Source organism: Clostridium algoriphilum (assembly GCF_020443705.1).
GTDB classification, from domain to species: Bacteria; Bacillota; Clostridia; order Clostridiales; family Clostridiaceae; genus Clostridium_AD; species Clostridium_AD algoriphilum.
The window spans coordinates 167,354-188,672 of record NZ_JAIZZK010000001.1 but is presented as its reverse complement, the minus strand read 5'-3'; the positions used below and the strand labels follow the sequence as shown (position 1 = coordinate 188,672).

The 21,319-nt window shown below is 30.7% G+C and carries 19 protein-coding genes; all 19 read right to left on the bottom strand.

Annotation, left to right across the window (positions count from 1 at the left end; translation table 11 throughout):
- Positions 1 to 6: 6 nt before the first annotated feature.
- Positions 7 to 1,197 (bottom strand): pyridoxal phosphate-dependent aminotransferase, encoded by a 1,191-nt coding sequence (locus tag LGK95_RS00945; protein WP_226121222.1) that lies wholly within the window; start codon positions 1,195 to 1,197, stop codon positions 7 to 9.
- A gap of 246 nt (positions 1,198 to 1,443) precedes the next feature.
- Positions 1,444 to 3,000: a ribonuclease Y gene (gene rny, locus LGK95_RS00940; protein WP_226121220.1), complete on the bottom strand. Its 1,557-nt coding sequence runs from the start codon at positions 2,998 to 3,000 to the stop codon at positions 1,444 to 1,446.
- A gap of 363 nt (positions 3,001 to 3,363) precedes the next feature.
- Positions 3,364 to 4,419: a recombinase RecA gene (gene recA, locus LGK95_RS00935; RefSeq protein WP_226121218.1), complete on the bottom strand. Its 1,056-nt coding sequence runs from the start codon at positions 4,417 to 4,419 to the stop codon at positions 3,364 to 3,366.
- A 158-nt stretch (positions 4,420 to 4,577) separates the two neighbouring features.
- A complete protein-coding gene (pgsA, locus tag LGK95_RS00930; RefSeq protein WP_226121216.1) occupies positions 4,578 to 5,123 on the bottom strand; it encodes a CDP-diacylglycerol--glycerol-3-phosphate 3-phosphatidyltransferase in 546 nt (181 codons plus the stop codon).
- Positions 5,107 to 6,444, bottom strand: coding sequence for a 30S ribosomal protein S12 methylthiotransferase RimO (gene rimO, locus LGK95_RS00925; RefSeq protein ID WP_226121213.1), 1,338 nt, complete (start codon positions 6,442 to 6,444; stop codon positions 5,107 to 5,109). Before rimO ends, pgsA begins: the two co-directional genes overlap by 17 nt.
- A gap of 189 nt (positions 6,445 to 6,633) precedes the next feature.
- Positions 6,634 to 8,949 carry an FtsK/SpoIIIE family DNA translocase gene (locus tag LGK95_RS00920; RefSeq protein ID WP_226121211.1) on the bottom strand — a complete coding sequence of 772 codons (2,316 nt, stop codon included), beginning with the start codon at positions 8,947 to 8,949 and terminating at the stop codon, positions 6,634 to 6,636.
- A 182-nt stretch (positions 8,950 to 9,131) separates the two neighbouring features.
- A complete protein-coding gene (locus LGK95_RS00915; protein ID WP_404814389.1) occupies positions 9,132 to 9,845 on the bottom strand; it encodes a ClpP family protease in 714 nt (237 codons plus the stop codon).
- 50 nt (positions 9,846 to 9,895) lie between these two features.
- Positions 9,896 to 11,086 (bottom strand): aspartate kinase, encoded by a 1,191-nt coding sequence (gene dapG / locus LGK95_RS00910; RefSeq protein WP_226121207.1) that lies wholly within the window; start codon positions 11,084 to 11,086, stop codon positions 9,896 to 9,898.
- Between the two features lie 15 nt (positions 11,087 to 11,101).
- Entirely contained in the window at positions 11,102 to 11,377 is a 276-nt protein-coding gene (locus LGK95_RS00905) for a YlmC/YmxH family sporulation protein (protein ID WP_226121205.1), read from the bottom strand.
- Positions 11,378 to 11,462: 85 nt separating this feature from the next.
- Positions 11,463 to 12,737 (bottom strand): M16 family metallopeptidase, encoded by a 1,275-nt coding sequence (locus tag LGK95_RS00900; protein ID WP_226121203.1) that lies wholly within the window; start codon positions 12,735 to 12,737, stop codon positions 11,463 to 11,465.
- A 95-nt stretch (positions 12,738 to 12,832) separates the two neighbouring features.
- On the bottom strand, positions 12,833 to 14,953 hold the full coding sequence (locus LGK95_RS00895) for a polyribonucleotide nucleotidyltransferase (RefSeq protein WP_226121201.1): 2,121 nt from the start codon (positions 14,951 to 14,953) through the stop codon (positions 12,833 to 12,835).
- Between the two features lie 94 nt (positions 14,954 to 15,047).
- On the bottom strand, positions 15,048 to 15,311 hold the full coding sequence (gene rpsO, locus LGK95_RS00890; protein WP_226121199.1) for a 30S ribosomal protein S15: 264 nt from the start codon (positions 15,309 to 15,311) through the stop codon (positions 15,048 to 15,050).
- A 138-nt stretch (positions 15,312 to 15,449) separates the two neighbouring features.
- Positions 15,450 to 16,367: a bifunctional riboflavin kinase/FAD synthetase gene (locus LGK95_RS00885; protein ID WP_226121197.1), complete on the bottom strand. Its 918-nt coding sequence runs from the start codon at positions 16,365 to 16,367 to the stop codon at positions 15,450 to 15,452.
- Positions 16,368 to 16,380: 13 nt separating this feature from the next.
- On the bottom strand, positions 16,381 to 17,250 hold the full coding sequence (truB, locus tag LGK95_RS00880; RefSeq protein ID WP_226121194.1) for a tRNA pseudouridine(55) synthase TruB: 870 nt from the start codon (positions 17,248 to 17,250) through the stop codon (positions 16,381 to 16,383).
- Positions 17,247 to 18,209, bottom strand: a complete 963-nt coding sequence (locus LGK95_RS00875) for a DHH family phosphoesterase (protein ID WP_226121760.1) — start codon at positions 18,207 to 18,209, stop codon at positions 17,247 to 17,249. The genes truB and LGK95_RS00875 overlap by 4 nt, the downstream gene beginning before the upstream one ends.
- Positions 18,199 to 18,606: a 30S ribosome-binding factor RbfA gene (gene rbfA, locus LGK95_RS00870; RefSeq protein ID WP_226121192.1), complete on the bottom strand. Its 408-nt coding sequence runs from the start codon at positions 18,604 to 18,606 to the stop codon at positions 18,199 to 18,201. Before rbfA ends, LGK95_RS00875 begins: the two co-directional genes overlap by 11 nt.
- A gap of 21 nt (positions 18,607 to 18,627) precedes the next feature.
- Positions 18,628 to 20,703: a translation initiation factor IF-2 gene (infB, locus tag LGK95_RS00865; protein WP_226121190.1), complete on the bottom strand. Its 2,076-nt coding sequence runs from the start codon at positions 20,701 to 20,703 to the stop codon at positions 18,628 to 18,630.
- Positions 20,704 to 20,726: 23 nt separating this feature from the next.
- A complete protein-coding gene (locus LGK95_RS00860) occupies positions 20,727 to 21,041 on the bottom strand; it encodes a ribosomal L7Ae/L30e/S12e/Gadd45 family protein (protein WP_226121758.1) in 315 nt (104 codons plus the stop codon).
- On the bottom strand, positions 21,031 to 21,315 hold the full coding sequence (gene rnpM / locus LGK95_RS00855) for an RNase P modulator RnpM (protein WP_226121188.1): 285 nt from the start codon (positions 21,313 to 21,315) through the stop codon (positions 21,031 to 21,033). The genes LGK95_RS00860 and rnpM overlap by 11 nt, the downstream gene beginning before the upstream one ends.
- Positions 21,316 to 21,319: the final 4 nt, after the last annotated feature.

Genomic DNA, 21,319 nt, shown 5'->3' with positions numbered 1-21,319 from the left:
TCAATTTTAAATACTATCAACAAACCTTGCTATTCTATCAAGTCCATTTTTTATATTCTCCATAGATGTAGCATAAGATAATCTAATATAATTATCTACACCAAATGCTATCCCTGGTATAACTGCAACTTTTTCTTTTTCTAATAACAAATCAGAAAAAGTAATAGAATTTTTTATAAGCTTTCCGTTGATTGATTTATTTAAAATATCTTCTATATTTACCATAACATAAAAAGCTCCTTCTGGTTTTATGCAAGATAAATTATTAATACAATTGATTCTTTCTACCATATAATCTCTTCTTACTTTAAATTGCTCAATCATTTTACATACATCATCTTGATTACCATTTAAAGCTTCAACTGATGCATATTGGGCAATTGAGTTTGGATTAGAAGTAGTATGACTCTGAATATTAGACATTAATGATACTATATCCGCACTGCCAGCAGCATATCCTATTCTCCATCCTGTCATAGCATAAGCTTTAGAAACACCATTAATTACAATAGTTCTTTTGTATGCATCCTCTGAAAGGCTTGCTATACTAATGTGATCATTATTTCCATACAATAACTTTTCATAAATTTCATCTGATATTATGATTAAATTATTTTCCTTTGCAAACTCAGCAATATCTATAAGTTCATTTTTTGAATATACTGTTCCTGTGGGATTGTTTGGACTGTTTATCACTATTGCTTTAGATTTAGGAGTTACTATTTGATTAAGGTTTTCAATGGTTAATTTAAATTCATTACTCTCTTTAGTTTCTACATAGACAGGTTGTCCATCTGCTAATTTGACTAATTCTGGATAGCTAACCCAATATGGAGATCCAATAATAACTTCATCTCCTGGATTTAAAATAGCTTGAAAAACGTTAGCTAGACATTGTTTTGCTCCGGTCGAAACTATAATTTGAGCTGGTATGTAAGTTAATTTATTTTCTGTCTTCAATTTTTTAATTATTGCCTGCTTTAACTCAATAATACCAGAAGCAGCTGTATATTTTGTCATTCCTTCTTTAATTGCTCTTATGGCCGCTTCTTGAATATTTTTCGGTGTATTAAAATCTGGTTCACCGGCGCCAAATCCTATAACATCTAGGCCCTCAGCCTTCATTTTTTTTGCTTTAGCAGTTATGGACAATGTTAAAGATGCTGATATTTGTCCAGCTTTTTTAGATAATACCATTTTTTTACCCCCCATGATTATATTACTTGTATGATTATATTAGTTAAATGAAATGAATTAACTAGATTATTAAGTTAACTTTAGAAAATTAATACTTTAAATCGTATGCTACCAATATAGCATTATTTTTTTGCCGTGTAAATGGAATAACTTATTTTTCCTAACTATAATTTTCTAAATACAAAGAAAATCCTCTTAAAATTTAGAAACTTTCTAAATTTTAAGAGGATTTAATATTATGTTTGATTATTTAGCATAATCGATAGCTCTTGTTTCTCTAATTACATTCACCTTAATTTGACCAGGATATTCTAATTCATTTTCAATTCTTTTAACGAGATTTCTTGCCATCTCAACAGCTCCTGCATCATCAATTACATCAGGTTTAATCATAATTCGAACTTCTCTTCCAGCTTGAATAGCATATGACTTTTCAACACCTTCATAAGAATTTGCGATTTCTTCTAATTTTTCTAACCTTTTAATGTATGCTTCTAAAGTTTCTCTTCTTGCACCTGGTCTAGCAGCTGATATAGCATCTGCCGCTTGGACTAATATTGCTTCAAGAGATTGTAACTCAACGTCACCATGATGTGCTGCAATAGCATTTACTACAATAGGTGCTTCATGGTGTTTCTTTGCTATTTCTGAACCTATAAGCGCATGTGGTCCTTCAACCTCATGGTCTACAGCTTTACCAATATCATGTAGTAGTCCACATCTTTTAGCGAGTGTTGGATCAATTCCAAGTTCAGAAGCCATAAGGCCAGCCAAATATGAAACTTCTATAGAATGCTTTAATACATTTTGACCATAACTAGTTCTGTATTTAAGTCTTCCAAGTAGTCTAATAATTTCAGAATGAAGCCCGTGCACTCCCGTTTCAAAAGTTGCTTGTTCTCCTTCTTCTCTTATGTCGCTATCAACTTCTTTTTTAGCTTTTTCTACCATTTCTTCAATTCTAGCGGGATGTATCCTTCCATCTACTATGAGTTTCTCAAGTGCTATTCTAGCAACTTCTCTTCTTATAGGATCAAAGGCTGAAAGAATTACTGCTTCAGGTGTATCATCTATTATTAAATCTACGCCTGTAAGTGTTTCTAGCGTTCGAATATTTCTACCCTCTCTGCCTATTATTCTTCCTTTCATCTCATCATTAGGAAGAGATACAACATGAACTGTTGTTTCTGCAACATGATCAGCTGCACATCTTTGAATAGCATAAGTAATAATTTCTCTTGCTTTTTTATCAGCTTCTTCTTTTGCCTTAGTTTCAATTTCTTTTATCATAATTGCAGCATCGTGTTTAATTTCTTTTTTAATTTCATCTAACAAAACTTGTTTTGCTTCTTCTGCTGTTAATCCTGATAATCTTTCTAATTCTCCTCTTTGCTTTGTGTATAAATCTTGTACACTTGCTTCTACCATCTCAATATCTTGTTGTTTTTTATTAAGATTTTCTTCTTTTCTCTCCAGCACATCACTTTTTTTATCTAAAGATTCTTCTCTTTGGATATTTCTTCTTTCTAACCTTTGAACTTCATTACGTCTTTCTCTTGATTCTTTTTCTAAATCAGTTCTAAGTCTGTGAACTTCTTCTTTGGCTTCTAAGATTGCTTCCTTCTTTCTTGTTTCAGATTCTTTTACACTTTCGTCAAGAATTTTTTTAGCTTCTTTTTCTGCCTTGGAAATACTTGCTTGAGATATATTTTTTCTAATATAAATTACAACAAAAATACCTACTAAAACAACAACCACAATAGCACAAACTACTATGAGCATTGTTTGACTTTTAGTATCCATTGATTATCAACACCTCCTTTGCTTATTTTCAAATTTATTTAAGAGTAAATATGAAAGCTAGAAAAGGTGTCATACTTATTAATATGGTAGCAAATAAAATATGCTAAACCAGTATTTGTATTTATTTTATATTACTTTTCAATTAATGTCAAGATTAAAGCATTTAAATAAGTTGTTTTACTTTTACTATTCTACAGTAACTATGTAAATCGTTATCAGAATGCATAAAAAAAATCATATACTATTTGCATAATAACATTCATAAATATATTTGCTTCATGTAGTTCAATATAATAACATATAAAGTTCATAAACAATAATATTAATATTTAATTAAAGAAAAAAGCAAGTATAAACTTGCTTTTATGCTCCCTTTTTACTAGCTTCTTTTTTTGAAACTTCTTTTTTACTAATTTCAGGACTTTTACATAATGGAAGATTATGTTTTCCTCTAATTTTATTTTCTATTTCCAACATAACCAAAGGGTTTTCTTTAAAATATTGTTTTGAATTTTCTCTTCCCTGTCCAAGACGAATATCTCCATAAGAGAACCATGCACCACTTTTTTGTACAATTTCTTCTACAACTCCGATATCTAGAACATCTCCTTCTCGAGATATACCATGACCATACATAATATCAAATTCAGCTTTTTTAAATGGAGGAGCTACTTTGTTTTTAACTATCTTTATTCTTGTTCTATTCCCCATAAATTCGTCGCCTTGTTTAATAGTATCTATTCTTCTAATATCTAATCTAACAGACGCATAAAATTTCAATGCTCTTCCACCAGGAGTTACTTCTGGATTTCCAAACATTACTCCTACTTTTTCTCTTAATTGATTTATAAATACAAGAACACATTGAGATTTATTTATAGAACCAGCAAGTTTTCTTAAAGCTTGAGACATAAGTCTTGCTTGGAGTCCTACATGAGAGTCTCCCATTTCGCCTTCAATTTCAGCTTTAGGTACTAAGGCTGCTACTGAATCCACGACTATAACATCTATAGCCCCAGAACGAACTAGTGCCTCTGTAATCTCTAACGCCTGCTCACCAGTGTCTGGTTGGGAAACTATTAGATTTTCTATATCTATTCCTAGTGCTTTAGCATATTCAGGATCTAATGCATTCTCTGCATCTATAAATGCAGCTGTGCCACCATTTTTTTGAGCTTCTGCAACTATATGAAGTGCAACTGTAGTTTTACCTGAAGATTCTGGTCCAAAAACTTCAATCATTCTTCCTCTAGGTACTCCACCTATGCCAAGTCCTATATCAAGTCCTAAACAGCCAGTAGAAATAGCTTCTACATTTAATTTACTATTTTCTCCCAGTTTCATTACCGAACCTTTTCCAAATTGTTTTTCTATTTGACCCATAGCAACTTCTAATGCTTTTAATTTTTCATTATTCATAAATTTCCCCTTAGGGTTCACCATCCTTCATTAACGAACATTTGTTCTAATTTAAGTATACACTATTTATAATACATGGTCAACATACAAAATAAAATATTCCATTTTTATACAACAGGACCCTTTATTTGTATTATTAACAACCTTTAAAATTTTAATCACTTATCAACTCTAATTGTACCTTTGTTTTTTACAAAATAGTCAACACCAGATATTATTGTAATAACTACTGCTGCAGCCATTAAAATATTTGTTAACAAATTTAAAGTTGTATTTACGTAAGATAAATTTATTAATGCTGTAATTATAGCTACTATCTGAATAACAGTTTTCAATTTTCCCCATTTACTAGCAGCAATTACTTTCCCATCTGATGCAGCTATTGTTCGAAGTCCTGAAACTGCAAACTCTCTAGCAATTATAATCATAGCTACCCAACCATGCACAATCTGAAGTTCCACTAATGATACAAGTGCCGCAGTCACTAACAACTTATCTGCCAGTGGATCCATAAATTTTCCGAAGTTAGTTATTTGGTTTCTACTTCTAGCTATATAACCATCCAACTTATCGGTAAGAGAAGCCACTATAAAAATGATAGTAGCCAATTCTCTTCCATAAGGTATACCCTTAGCTGCTATAAACAGCAAAAATATAGGCACTAAAAAAATTCGTATCATTGTAAGTTTATTCGCAAGATTCATAGTACACAACTCCTATTAAATCGTATTCTAAAGCTTTGGTAACCTTAAGTTTAATAAATTCTCCCTTATTATGAACTTTATCAGATTCAAAGAAAACAGTTCCATCTACTTCCGGCGCCATTTCATAATTTCTACCATAGTAAGTTTTTCCATTAAAGCCCTCTACTAAAACTCTATATACTTTTCCTACTTTTTTACTATTTATTTCTTTAGATATGTTTTGTTGTAGCATCATCAATTCTTCTTCACGCTGTACTTTTATTTCTTCTGATATCTGATCTTTCATTTCTGCAGCTTCTGTTCCATCTTCCATTGAATATTTAAAAACTCCCAATTTATCAAATTTTGTTTCTTTAATAAATTGTTTTAATTCCTCAAAATTTTCTTGTGTTTCTCCTGGAAATCCAACAATCAGTGTAGTTCTTAATATCAAATCTTTAATATTCTTTCTCATCTTATTTATATTCTCTGTAATAATATTTTTTCTTCCTTTTCTTTTCATGGATCTAAGAATATCATCACTTATATGTTGAATTGGTATATCAACATATTTGCATACTTTATCATTTATAGATATTTCATTAATAATTTCATCAGTAATTTCTTCTGCATAGCAGTAAAGTACTCTAATCCATTCAATTCCGCTTATTTTAGAAATCTTATTAATTAACGTATGTAAGTTTTTTTTACCATATAAGTCAATTCCATATCTAGTGGTATCTTGAGCGACTAAAATAATTTCTTTGCACCCATGTTCACTTAATTCTTTAGCTTCTTGTACTATATTTTCTATCTTTCTGCTTCTATACTTTCCTCTAATATTAGGTATAGCGCAATATGTACAAGCATTGTCACACCCTTCAGAGATTCTAATATAAGCGGAGTACGTTCCTGTAGTTAAGACTCTCTTACCTTCATTGATATTTTCATCGCTATAACTACAATATTGCACTTTTATTTTTTTTAAAAGAACCTCTTCTATACTACTTAATAATTTGTTATAATCGTTAACTCCAAGCATAATATCAAGTTCTGGCATTAATTCTAGCAGTTCATTGCCATAACGCTGAGTAAGGCACCCCGTTGCAATTAATACTTCACACTTATATTTTTCTTTGTATTTAGACATTTCTAAAATAGTATCTATTGATTCTTGTTTTGAAGATTCTATGAATCCACAAGTATTTACTAAAATTATATCTGCTAGCTTAGGATCATTGGTCATATTATATCTTTCACTTAAACTACTTATTATAATCTCACTATCAATTCTATTTTTATCACAACCTAGATTTATAACTCCAACTTTTAATTTTTCCACCTGTCATCCTCCTTGTTTGTCTCTGCGGGTAAATCCCATTTATAAACTGTTATCCTCTTTGTTTGGTTCTGCAAGTAGATAATAGATATTAACTTATTATCTTTCTACATTTGTATACATAAATTATTGTAAATGTGATTTACAAATTAAACAAGGGTATTTACAATTTTTCTTTCATTTATTTATTAATTAATTTTTTAACTCAGCATTACTTAATAATATTTCTCTAGGTTTGCTTCCATTTCTACCTGAAATAATGTTTCTTTCCTCCATTTGTTCTATAATTCTCGCTGCTCTATTATACCCTATTTTTAGCTTGCGTTGCAATAAGGAAGTGGAGGCTTGACCATTTTCAACAACTATTCTAATTGCTTCATTTAACAGTTCATCAATATTATCAGCATCATTTTTAATACTTGAACTGCTTTCTATTTCATCTATTATTTCTTTTTCATAGTTAACTTCTGTCTTCTGATCTTTTATAAAAGTAACAACTCGCTCAACTTCTTCTTCTGATACAAAAGCTCCTTGTATTCTTATTGGTTTAGCTTCTCCGACTGGGTAAAATAGCATATCGCCTTTACCCAATAATTTCTCTGCACCAGAGGAATCCAAAATTGTTCTTGAATCTATCTGACTTGAAACTGCAAACGATATTCTTGAAGGTATATTGGCTTTTATTACACCTGTGATAACATCAACTGAAGGCCTTTGTGTTGCAATTACTAAATGCATTCCGGCAGCTCTTGCCATTTGTGCAAGTCTTCCAATATACTCCTCTACATCATTAGCACAAACGGTCATAAGGTCAGCTAACTCATCAATTATAATTACAATCCAAGGTAACTTATCTTCGACAATGCCTTTATTAACTAATTCATTATACCCTTCGATACTTCGCACATTGTTTTCAGCAAAACTCTTGTACCTTCTTGACATTTCATTTACAGCCCAATTCAAAGCACCGGCAGATTTTTTGGGATCTGTTACAACCGGTATTAATAAATGAGGTATGCCATTATAAATATTTAATTCAACAACTTTAGGATCAATTAAAAGCAACTTAACATCCTCTGGAGAATATTTATAAAGTAAACTTATTATTAATGAATTTATACAAACACTTTTTCCAGACCCAGTAGCCCCTGCTACTAGCAAATGTGGCATTTTAGTTAAATCTGAAACAACACAATTACCTCCTATATCTTTTCCTAAACTAAATGATAAATTTTTGTTTGTTGCAGAAAACTCATTAGACTCTATTACTTCCCTTAAATATACTGCGCTTAACTCTTTATTTGGTACTTCTATACCAACAGCCGCCTTACCAGGTATTGGCGCTTCAATTCGTACTCCTGACGAAGCTAAATTAAGCGCAATATCATCTGCTAAATTTACAATTTTACTAACCTTAACACCGGCATTAGGTTGAAGTTCAAATCTTGTCACTGAAGGACCTTTGGTAACTTGAATAACTTTTGCTTCAACTCCAAAACTACTTAATGTTTCTTGTAGCTTATTGGCATTGTTAAGCAATTCCTTCTTATCATTCTTATTCATCTTAGAAGTATTATTTTCATTTAATAATTCTAGAGTGGGATATTCATATTTATAGTTTGGCTTTGTTTGAACACTATTTAATTGAATTTCTTGCTCCAATTCTTGCTTAATAGAATTATCTATGTGTTTTACTTTTGATACTCGTACACTACCAGTATTAATATTGTTAACCACTTCTTCACTATTTGTTACCTTAGCATCAATCGCTTCATCAGAAATTTCATTTGATTTAATAAAATCAATTATCTTAATCTTATTGCTAATATTTTTAATGAAGCTATTTTTTTCGTCATTTGGAACAACTAATTCCTCCTGCTTGTCATTGTTTTCTATGTATAAATCCTTACTATCATTTTTGGTAGTAGTCTTTTTAATATATAACCTATCTTTTATGTATATAAAGATATCATGAAGCGATATGTTTAATATTAATATTAAACATATAACATAAATAGCTATAAATATTATACAACTTCCTGCAGCCCCGAATAGTGTATACATTGGTACATCAATTGAATAACTTATAATCCCACCGTGTAATGCACTTTCTGAATTATATATCTTCTTTACTCCGAGCAAAAATTTTCCTTTAGAATAATATTTATCTAATGATAATATTTGTATAAACAGTAATGTATTTACTATTAAAAGCACAATTCCATAAAACTTCTTACTAAAATTTATCTTACCCTTCTTAACAATTATGCAAACACCAATAAATATTATAAAAAATGGTGAAAGATATGCGCCCAATCCTAAAATTGCAAAAAGTACATGATTAACAAACTCACCTATCATACCTGATATAGAGTGAGAACTTGAAAATATAGTTGAGAATATACTTAATAAAATTAATATACCTATAGTTATTAGTATAATTCCAAATATTTCACTGTCAGCATTTATACTCCTCACAACTTTAGATTTAGTTTTTTTTCTAGCCAAAGTATCACCTCTATCTTTATTAGTTCTATCTTTATTATTTCTACAAAATTTATAAATTCCCTCTAACTTTCTACAGATTTATAAATGAATTTCAGAATAACCATATAAAAACCATATTATTTATAGTAAACATTAATAAAAATAGATATAAATAGGTCATTTTGACCTATTTATATCTATTTTTATGCTTTATCTATCATTTCGTTTAATTTTGATAAAGCTTCACTAATGCCACCAACCTCGTCTATTAGGCCATTATCAACTGCTTGTTTTCCTATGAGTATTGTACCCATATCGTTTAAAAGCTCGTCAGTTTGAATCATCAACCTATTTACCGTTTCCTTATCAATTTTAGAAGTCCTAATAATAAATTCAGTTATTCTCTCTTGCATTTTATTAAAGTATTCAAAAGTTTGAGGTACACCTATTATTAACCCATTCATTCTTATCGGATGAATTATCATAGTTGCAGATGGGGAAATGAATGAGTATTCAGCAGCTGTTGCAAGTGGAATGCCTATTGAATGGCCTCCTCCGACTACAAGTGATACAGTAGGTTTACTAACACTTCTAATCATCTCTGCTATTGCAAGGCCAGCTTCTACATCCCCGCCAACTGTATTTAAAACAATAAGGATACCCTTTACTTTTTCATCCCTCTCCATAGCAATTAATTGGGGAATAACATGTTCATACTTAGTAGCTTTAGTTTGAGGTGATAACATCATGTGTCCCTCTATTTGACCTATAATGGGCAAAACTTGAATTTTATCATCCTGAGTCGGTATATTAGTTGTACCTATTTCTTTAATATTTTCAACCTGTTCATTAGAATCTTTATTCTTACCTTCTTTATTCTTCACTTTTTTATTACTTTCAGTTTTTAACATTTGCATTCCTCCTAATCCATTTTATTTTGTGCATTAAGAGAAACTATATACATTTTTCAACCTAATTTAAATTCTCTGTGTAGTGCATTAATTGCTTTTTTTACATATCCTGTTTCTACAAGACACCATATAGTCATATGAGAATCTGCTGTTTGCAGTACTTCAATGTTTTCTCTAGTTAAAGCTTTTAATATTCTTGCCATAACACCAGGTGTACCGCACATTTTTGAACCTATAATTGAAAGCTTGCTACAATCCTTCACAAAAGAGTAAGACATATTAAGATCTTTTATTAAATTAGAGAATTTCGTAAAATCTTTTTCATCAATTGTAAATATTTTTTCTTTAGGAAAAACATTTATAAGATCTATACTTATAAAATTTTCAGCTAAAATATCAAAAAGATCATCATAATTACAACCAATATTTTTACATATTTTTATTTGCACTCTATTATTCATATGTGTAATACCTGTAATGATATTTTCAAGATTTTCACTTTCAAAATTACTAATTACTGTCCCAGGGCATTCGTTCATAGTATTTTTTATTACAAATGGGATATTATATTTTCTTAGTATTTCAACTGCCCTTGGATGTATAACCTTTGCTCCTTGATCTGCAAACTGAAATATCTCATCATAACTTATTTGTTTAATTAATGTTGCCTCAGAAACTATTCTTGGATCAGCTGTCATAATTCCATCTACATCGGTGTATATTTGAGTCTCTACAGCACTAAGCGCTGCGCCTAGCACTGCAGCAGTAACATCACTTCCGCCTCTCCCAATCGTCGTAACAAAGCCTTTTCCATCCATACCTTGAAATCCTGCTACAACAGGGATTTTCCCTTTTTCTAAAAGATTCAATATTTTTTTTGTATCAACATTAAGTATTTCAGCATTAGTATAGTTAGAATCTGTAATTATACCTGCTTGTCCCCCAGTTAAAGGAACAGAATTAATTCCATTACTATTCAGTTCATTACACATTATTACAGTGCTTATAGTTTCACCACAACTCATTAGCAAGTCTATCGCTAATGGATTTACAACTTTTAAACTATCATCTACCAAAGATAGTAATGTGTCAGTAGCATAAGGCTCACCTTTTCTTCCCATAGCAGATACTACTACTACAGGTAAATATCCTTGAGCTTTTGCATTTAAAACTTTTTTTACTACGAGCATTCTTTTTTCCTTGGTAGAGACAGATGTACCCCCAAACTTTTGCACCACTATTTTCATTTATGTCCTCCAAAATTAAATATGAGACTTTTTTAAAAATTCATTATCAACATCAATTATTATAGTTCTAGAACCAATTTTTTTAACGTAATCCCAAGGTACTTCAATGATATCATTATTGCGAAAAAAGCTAAACTTAGAGCTCCCCTCATTTATAATTAGGAATTTTAAAAGTCCATTGTCATCAATAACTACATCATTACTACCTAAATTACTATATTTATCACCATCATTAATGTTAATAATTTCATATCTTTCCATTTCGCTGTATAGCTTTATATTATCTTCCATATAAACATCTCCTTAACAATTCTCATAAAATAATATGAAATTTATTAAGGAGATATGCATAATTTATATATATTTATTAATAAATTTACTTATCCACAGAAATAATTTTACCTTCGAAAACCTCTTTAAGCATTTCATTTTCTTTGCCTACATATGTCGAATTAATTATACCCCTTTTAAAAGTCTTATCCATAACTGCATTTACCTTAGACATATCAATATCATTTATTTTTCTAATTACGTCTTCAGGGGTATTAATTTTATTCATAAACATTACTGATCTGCCATTACTAAACATTCTACTACTTGTGCTTTCAAGCCCTAGAATATAACTACCCTTTAACTGCTCTTTAGCTTTAAACAATCTGTCATTATCAATTCCTATTGTAGCGAATTTTCTAACTTCTTCTTTTATTGCTTTTATTGCAACCTCAGCGTTCGTGGGACTAAGCCCTGCATAAATGCTTACAATTCCAGTGTTCTTAAAAGCAGATATATAACAATAAATTGAATAACATACACCTAGTTCCTCACGGATTTTTTGAAATAATAGTGAGGATGATCCTCCACCTAAAATATTACTTAATAATATTAGAGCATAGGTATCGTCATTTCCAAGTTCTACACCGGGAATTCCTAAGCTTACATGAAGCTGTTCAATATCTTTTTTTCTGAAATAATGTTTATTTAATATCTCAGGACTACTATATTCAGTAATTTTTTTATTTTTACAGCTCCATTTACCGAAATATTTTTGAACAAGACTTTCTATAGTTTTCATATCAAATTTACCTGATATAGATATAACTGAATTCTCTGGTATGTAATATGAGTCTATATAATCTACTAACATTTTTTTACTAAAAGATTTTACAGTATCCATAGTTCCTAAAATGGGTAACGAGATAGAATCTGTATCCCAAATTGCTTTTGTGTGTAAATCTGCTAAAACATCCTCTGGCGAATCTTCACTCATGTTTATTTCTTCAAAAATTACACCTTTTTCTTTTTCAATATCATCTTCTAGAAAGTTACTATTAAAAAGCATATCTGATAGAATATCTAATGATAATTCCAAATAAGTATCTAATGCTTTTATATAAAAACATGTAGCTTCCCTACCTGTAAAGGCATTTAATTGGCCACCTACATCTTCAATAGATTCAGCAATTTGTTTAGCAGTTCTATCATGAGTTCCTTTAAAAAGCATATGTTCAATGAAATGTGATATTCCATTGTTGCTTGTATTTTCATTTCTCGATCCATTTTCTACCCATAAACCTACGCTGACAGAATTCACATATTCAATGTCTTCAACTACAACTCTTAACCCATTATCTAACTTAAACAAATTATACATATGCGCCTCTCCTTAATGAGAATTTATATTTAATATGTGCATATTTCGGTAATATTATTTAAAAAAAATAAAAAGGCATCTAAGCCCTTCTATTATTATTCATTGACTTTTTTTTCGCTATCTTTATTTTCACTATCTTTAATAGCATCTCTTCTTGAAAGATTTACTCTTCCCTGGCCATCTATTTCCATTACTTTTACTAGTATTTCATCACCAACTGAAACAATATCTTCTACTTTATTGACTCTAGCAAAATCAAGTTTAGAAATATGTACTAGACCTTCCTTGTTAGGAAGAATTGCAACAAAAGCTCCAAAAGCAGCAATCTTTGTTACTTTCCCTAAATATATTTCTCCTACTTTAACAGATTTAGTTAACTCTTCAATGATTTTCACTGCTTTATTTGCACTAACGCCGTCGCTTGACATAATTACGATTTTTCCATCATCACTAGTGTCTATTTTAACGCCGGTTTCTGCTATAATTTTCTTTATAGTTATTCCGCCTTTACCTATTACGTCTCTAATCTTGTCAGGTGCTACATTTAGAACATACATTCTAGGAGCATATGCTGACATTTCACTTCTTGGCTGTGGTATACATTCGTTCATTTTTTCTATTATATGAAGTCTAGCTTTCTTAGCATCTATAATTGCAGTTTTAATGCAATATTTAGATAATCCATGAAGCTTTGTATCAACTTGTATAGCCGTAATTCCTTGAACAGTTCCAGCTACTTTAAAATCCATATCACCAAAGAAATCTTCTATTCCCTGAATATCAGTTAATACTTTTTCTTTTGATAAGTCATCACTTGTAATTAGTCCCATTGCAATGCCCGCTGCAGGTCTCTTAATTGGAACACCCGCATCTAATAGTGCTAAAATACTGGCACTTACACTAGCTTGAGATGTTGAGCCATTAGAACTTAATACTTCTGATACCACACGAATTGCATATGGAAATTCTTCTACAGATGGTAAAAGTGGTTCTACTGCTTTTTCTGATAGTGCACCATGACCGATTTCACGTCTTCCAGGTCCACGCATTGGTTTAGTTTCTCCTACGCTATAAGCTGGAAAATTATAATGATGCATGTATCTTTTAGTATCTTCATCACCTATTCCGTCTAGTATCTGGGCTTCTTTTAATGCTCCAAGAGTTGCAACTCCAAGTACTTGGGTAAGTCCCCTTGTGAAAAGACCTGTTCCATGAGTTCTTGGAAGTACTCCTACTTCACAACTTATTTGTCTAACTTCATCAAAAGCTCTTCCGTCTGGTCGTCTATTTTCATTTAACATCATATTTCTAACTATTTCTTTTTGAATATTATAGAAAACTTCACCTATATCTGATTTTTTATCAGCATACTTTTCATTAAATTGAACCTTTATCTTTTCTTTTATTTCATCAACCATTAAATTTCTCTCATCTTTATCTGTTATGTACATTGCTGTCTTCACCATATCAAATGAGAATTTTCTAACTTCACTTTGTAGAGTTTCATCAATTTTTTGAAATTCAGGAATGTTTTTTTTCTTTCCAAATTTAGCTACAGCTTCTTCTTGGAAAGCTACTATTTTTTTACATTCCTCAAAAGCAAAGTCGATTGCAGCTATCATTACATCTTCAGCTATTTCGTCTCCATTTGCTTCTATCATTGTTACGTTGTCTTTTGTTGCACAAACTGTAAGCTTCATAGAACTTGCTTTTCTCTCTTCTACAGTAGGGCTTAATATGAAGTTACCATCGATAAGACCAACTGAAACTGTTCCAACAGCGTCAGTAAACGGTATACTTGATACACATAATGCTAGTGAAGCTGCGTTCATAGCAAGTATTTCAGGTGAATTATCTTGTTCAACTGATAGTACAGTACAAACAATTTGCACATCATTTTTATAACCTTTAGGGAATAACGGTCTTAATGGCCTATCAATACCTCTTGCAGTTAAAATTGCTCTTTCTGATGGCCTTGCTTCTCTTTTTATGAAACCACCAGGAATTTTACCAACGGCATAAAGTTTTTCTTCATATTCTACACTTAGTGGAAAGAAATCAATACCATCTCTTGGTTTTTCTGATGCATTTGCATTAACTAGAACTACTGTTTCTCCATAGCTCATGAATATCGCACAGTTTGATAACATTCCAACCTTACCATATTCAACTTTAAGAGTTCTGCCTGCTACAGTAGTTTCCATAATATGAATCATATATTTGCCTCCCTTCAATTTATACTAACATTATTAGCTAATTGTATATATTTTTTCCTAACCTAAAATAACAGAGCGGCAAAGCCGCTCTGAATTACTTTCTTAGTCCAAGTTCTGCAAGAATTGCACGATATCTTTCAATATCTTGATTCTTTAAGTAACCTAACATTCCTTTTCTTTGTCCAACCATCATGAGAAGACCTCTTCTTGAATGGTGATCTTTTTTATGAATTTTCAAATGTTCATTTAACTCTGTAATTCTTTCAGTAAGTAGTGCGATTTGTACTTCTGGAGAACCTGTATCTCCTTCATGTCTTGCATGTTTTACCATTATTTCTTGTTTTGTAGTCTTTTGCATTTTACAACACCTCCGAATATAATCCCCATATTCCAAGTACACCGTTGGTGATTCGGTGAACTTAGCATAAGGTTCATATCAATTATAACAAACTAAGATTAAATTGTAAATTATTTTTTTACATAATAACACTAATTGTTATATCTCTTGCATATTAGCATAGTCATTATCCTTTTCAAGTTGCTGCTTTAATTCACCTATAGTATTAAATTTAACCTCATCTCTTATTCTATTAATAAAGTTTATTTTAACTAATTCACTGTAAATTTGTTTATCAAAATTCAAAATATGAGTTTCTACTGACAGTTTTCCACCCTCTACTGTAGGATTATATCCTATATTAGTTATAGCCTTATAAAGGTAATTATTATATTCAACTACAGTATAATACACCCCTCCCTTAGGAAGAATATATTCTTTATTGTAATTTAAATTTACAGTTGGAAATCCAATAGTTCTCCCAAGTTGTTTTCCCTTTATTACTTTACCAATAATAGTGTGTGGACGTCCTAAAAGCTCATTTGCTTTAATAATATTGCCCTCGGCGATTAGATGTCGTATTTTTGAACTGCTCACAACTTCCTCATTAGTACTAATTGCTTCACAAACATATAGTTTATATCCTAGTATAGAACTATATTTCTGTAGCATTTCTACATCACCTAAGTTTTTATAACCAAATCTATAATTAAAACCAACAACTATTCCCTTTGCATTATAGCATTTCACCATGTTTTTTATGAAATTCTCAGGAGTTATGTTCATAAATTTCTTATCAAATTTAGCTAAATTAACTATGTCAATACCCGTATTTTCTAATAAACTTATTTTTGTTTTATTATCCATTATTATTTTCGGGCAAATTTCTTTATTTATAACCGACAATGGATGATTTTCAAAAGTACAAATCATACTTTTTACATTATTTTTTTTTGCTAATTCTACGGTTCTATTAATAAGATGCATGTGCCCTAAATGAAGCCCATCAAAACTTCCGAGTGCTATGTATGTTGAATATTCTAATTTTGTTTTAAAATTATCTTTTATAATTAACATTCCACTTATGCTCCTATATAAATGATTTTATTAGCCTAACACCGTCATTACTCTTATCTGCAATTCCAATAAACTCATTATCATTATTATATATACTATACATACTGTTAACTTCAAATTTACACGTTAGTGCTTTATCCTTTACTATAACACCATTTAATAAAAACTTAACGAACCTATCCTCTATAGTGATTTTAGTATTATTTTGAAATATTTTTTCTATAGGAATAATGTATTTGTTTATATTTTCTTCATTTAATTCATTAACATTTATAGCATCCTCAATATCAAATTGACCTGTAGCAGTTCTTTGTAAATTCCACATCATTCCGCCACATTTTAATGCTTCTCCAATATCATAGCACAAACTTCTAATATATGTTCCCTTAGAGCATTTCACTCTAAACTTTACGTAAGGCGAATTAATTTCCTTAATATCTATGCTATAAATTACTATCGCTCTTGCTTCTCTCTCTATTTCTATTCCAGCTCTTGCTAATTCATATAGTTTTTTCCCATTAACCTTTAGAGCAGAGTACATTGGAGGAACTTGTTTTATTTCTCCAATAAACGAGTTAATAACGCGTGTAATTTCTTCATCGCTCCAATTTACTTCGCTCTCTTTTATGATTTTTCCCTCTCTATCATAAGTATCTGTAGTAACGCCTAATTTTAATTCAGTTTCATAAACTTTAAAGTCTGCCATTATATAGTCAATAGCCTTTGTTGCTTTCCCTATACAAACAGGTAAAACCCCGCTAGCCTCCGGGTCTAGAGTGCCAGCGTGGCCTACTTTTTTCACATTGCTAATTTTTCTTATTTTACGTACTACATCAAAGGAAGTCATTCCTGTAGGTTTAAATACATTTAATATACCATTCATTTAATCAACTCTTTTTCTAAAATTTCAATCAATTTAACTTTAGTATCATGAAAATTTGCTTCTGTAAAAAATCCTGAAGCTCTAACATGACCTCCACCTTTAAAAACTTGTGCAATTTTACTAACATCTACGAAAGATTTAGATCTTAAACTTACTTTAACACCATTTTCAGATTCTTTTATAAGAATTGAAACCTCAACAGTGTCTATTGATGTACCACTATTAATAATATCCGATGTATCTGAGGATTCCATATTATATTTTTCTAAAATATCTTTAGATATATACATAAAACATACTTTACCATAGAGTTCCACTGTAATATTACTAATAATCTCTCCACAAAATTTAATTTCATCTAATTTCTTACTTTCAAATACTATTCTATGGATCTTACTAAAATCTATACCAGTATTTATTAGCTCACCTGCAATATCATGAGTTACTGCTGTGGTATTAGAATGCCTAAAACAACCCGTATCTGTAAGTATAGATGTGTACAAACATGTACCTATTTCTTTGTCTATATCTACATTAAGATGTTTAAGCACGTTATACACAATTTCTCCAACTGCAGAAGCTTTTATATCAATAAAATTTATATCTCCGTATAAATCATTAGATAAGTGGTGATCTATATTAATTAATTCGAACTTCTTATTTTTCATGCTAAGATTCGCATTAATTCTTTTAAAATCACCACAATCTAGAACTATTACACATTCTGTACCCTTTAATAATTCACACATTTCGCCACTTATTTCATTAGAGCAAGGTAAAAATAAAAAAGTTTTAGAAATAACTTCTTTTGAAATTATATATACTTCTTTATTTAGTTTTCTAAGTCCAATAAGTAAAGCCAATGCGCTACCTAGGCAATCGCCGTCTGGCGATGTGTGAAAAGTTATAGCAATTTTTTTAAAAAGCTTTATTTTATTAATAATCTCATTAATTATCATCACTATCTTCTTGAGTTATACCTTCTTTTATCTTTTCTTCTTCATTCTTATCTTTTTCCTTTATCTGATTAAAAATACCTTCCAGATGCATTGCCTTTTCAATAGTTTCATCTATCTCTATAATAACTTGAGGAACATGTCTTAGCTTAACATGAATTCCTATTTCTTTTCTAATAAGACCAGTTGAACTTTTAAGTGCTTGAATTGTTTCTTTTTTAGCAATCTCATTTCCAAATACACTAACATAAACCTTTGTATAACTTAAATCCTTTGTAGTATCTACTTTTGTTACACTTACCATAGCACTTAACCTTGGGTCTTTTATTTTATTTTGAATTGTATTGCTTACATCTTTTTTAATTTCTTCATTTATTCTACCATTTCTATAACTAACCATACAATTCACTACTCCTTATACTTATATTAGTTTTGGTTTTATTTCTTCCATTATGAATGCTTCAATGATGTCTCCTTCTTTAATGTCATTGAATTTTTCAACACTTAATCCACATTCAAATCCAGCAGCAACCTCTTTTGCATCATCTTTAAATCTTTTTAAGGAAGCTAATACTGATTCTGTAATTACTATTCCATTTCTAAGAACACGAACACTACTATTTCTCGTAATTTTACCATTCAATACATAAGATCCTGCTATTGTTCCTACATTTGAAACTTTATATATTTGTCTTATTTCAACTCTACCTAAAACAACTTCTTTATATACAGGATCAAGCATTCCAATCATTGCGGCCTTAATATCATCAAGAGCATCATAAATTATTCTATATGTCTTAATTTCTACTTTCTCTTGTTCTCCAATTGTTGCTGCATTATTATCAGGTCTTACATTAAAACCTATAATTATTGCATTTGATGCAGCTGCTAAAACAACATCTGTTTCTGTAATAGCTCCAACTCCAGAATGAATAACTCTTACCTTAACATTATCAGTAGATAATTTTTCTAGTGATTGTCTTACAGCCTCTACCGATCCTTGGACATCAGCTTTAACAATTACACCAAGTTCTTTAACAGATCCTTCTTGTATTTGATTATATAAGTTTTCCATAGAAACTCTATTACTAGTCTCAAAATGTTCTTCTCTTAAATTAGTTTTTCTAGTTTCAGCCATATTTCTCGCAGTTTTCTCGTCTTTAACTACATTAAATCTATCTCCTGCTGCTGGCACTTCAGATAATCCAAGTATTTCTACTGGAATAGAAGGACCTGCAGTCTTTATCTTTTTACCCTTATCATCAAACATCGCTCTTATTCTTCCGTAAGTTGAACCAACTATTATAGAATCACCAGTGTGTAGTGTACCATTTTGTATTAGTAAAGTGGCAAGTGGGCCTCTACCTTTATCAAGTTTTCCTTCTATAACAGTTCCTTTAGCTTTCCTACTAGCGTTTGCTTTTAATTCTAACATTTCTGCTGTAATTACTACCATTTCAAGCAAAGTATCAATTCCCTCTTTAGTATGAGCCGATACTGGAACACAAATTGTGTCTCCACCCCAATCTTCTGCTACAAGACCATATTCTGTTAATTCTTGCTTAACTTTATCTACATTAGCTCCTGGTCTATCTATTTTGTTTATAGCAACTATAATTGGCACCTTAGCTGCCTTACAGTGATTTATTGCCTCTTCAGTTTGTGGCATAATACCATCATCTGCAGCTACAACAAGTATAACTATATCTGTTATTTGAGCACCTCTTGCTCTCATTGCTGTGAAAGCTTCATGTCCTGGTGTATCTAAAAATGTAATTTTTTCGCCATTAACATCAACAGTATATGCACCAATGTGTTGTGTTATTCCACCTGCTTCTGTTTCTGTAACCTTAGATTTTCTAATGCAGTCAAGTAATGATGTCTTGCCGTGATCAACGTGACCCATAACTGTAACAACAGCTGGTTTTTTATCTGTAGCTATTTCAGTTTCATTTTCTTCAATGTCTTCATCTTCAGCTATTTTGCCTTCTTCTGCATCTTTGAGTACTGCAAGTGCACCATATTTTTCTATTACTTTTTCAGCTGTTGCAAAATCAATTTCTTGATTCATTCCAGCCATAACGCCTATAAAAATAAGTTGTTTTATTACTTCAACATAAGGTCGTTTTAACGTATCAGCTAAGTCTTTAACCGTAATGGTACTATCAATTACTACAACTTCATCATCTATTGCCTCAACGCTATTGTTACCACTGCCTAATTCGTCTCTACCTTTTCTACCTCTTTTTCTAATAATAACTTTGTTAGCATCTTCATTAGCTAAGTTTTCATAGTGTTCCACTGTTTCATTTTTACTATCCTTAAGTCCTGAATTTTCATCACTATAAAGTTCTTTGATTAACTCAGCATCCTCTTCCTCAATCACACTCATATGATTTTTGGCCTTTATACTAAACTCTTCGAATAGTACATTAATTAATTCTTTACTTGACACTTCTAACTCTTTTGCTAATTCATATATTCTGACTTTTGCCAAATCATTCACCCCCGAAATTTAATTTATTCATCATTTTCATTCCATAAGCTTAATAGCTTACTGCTCATTCTTTTATCATTTACGCATAAAACATTGATTTCTGCTCTGCCTAAACACTTACCTAAAATCTCACTTGGAACTCCTTCTATAAGAGGTATAACGTTTTTTATACCTAATCTTTTAAATTTGTCTTTAGTGTTTGTAGCACTTTCTTCTGACAAAATTATAAGAGTTCCTCTTCCATGTGCTAGTGCGTCTTCACATTGATTGTACCCTTCAATAAGTTTACCTGCTTTTTTAGTTAAACCTAAAAACTGAAAAAATTTATTATTCATGATTTATCTCGTCCTCATAATTTATCTTATCCTTTAGTTTCCCATAAATTTCTTCGCTTATTTTCCCGCCTAAATTTCGCTCTAATCTTTTTGTCTTATAAGATTTTTCAAAGCAATCTATACTATTACAAATATATGCACCTCTGCCTGGTTTTTTCCCTGTTAAATCTATAGAGATTTCGCCTTCTTTGCTATGAACTATGCGCAATAATTCTTTTTTAGATTTCATTTCCATGCAACCTGTACACATGCGCTGAGGTATTTTTTTAACTTTCATAAAG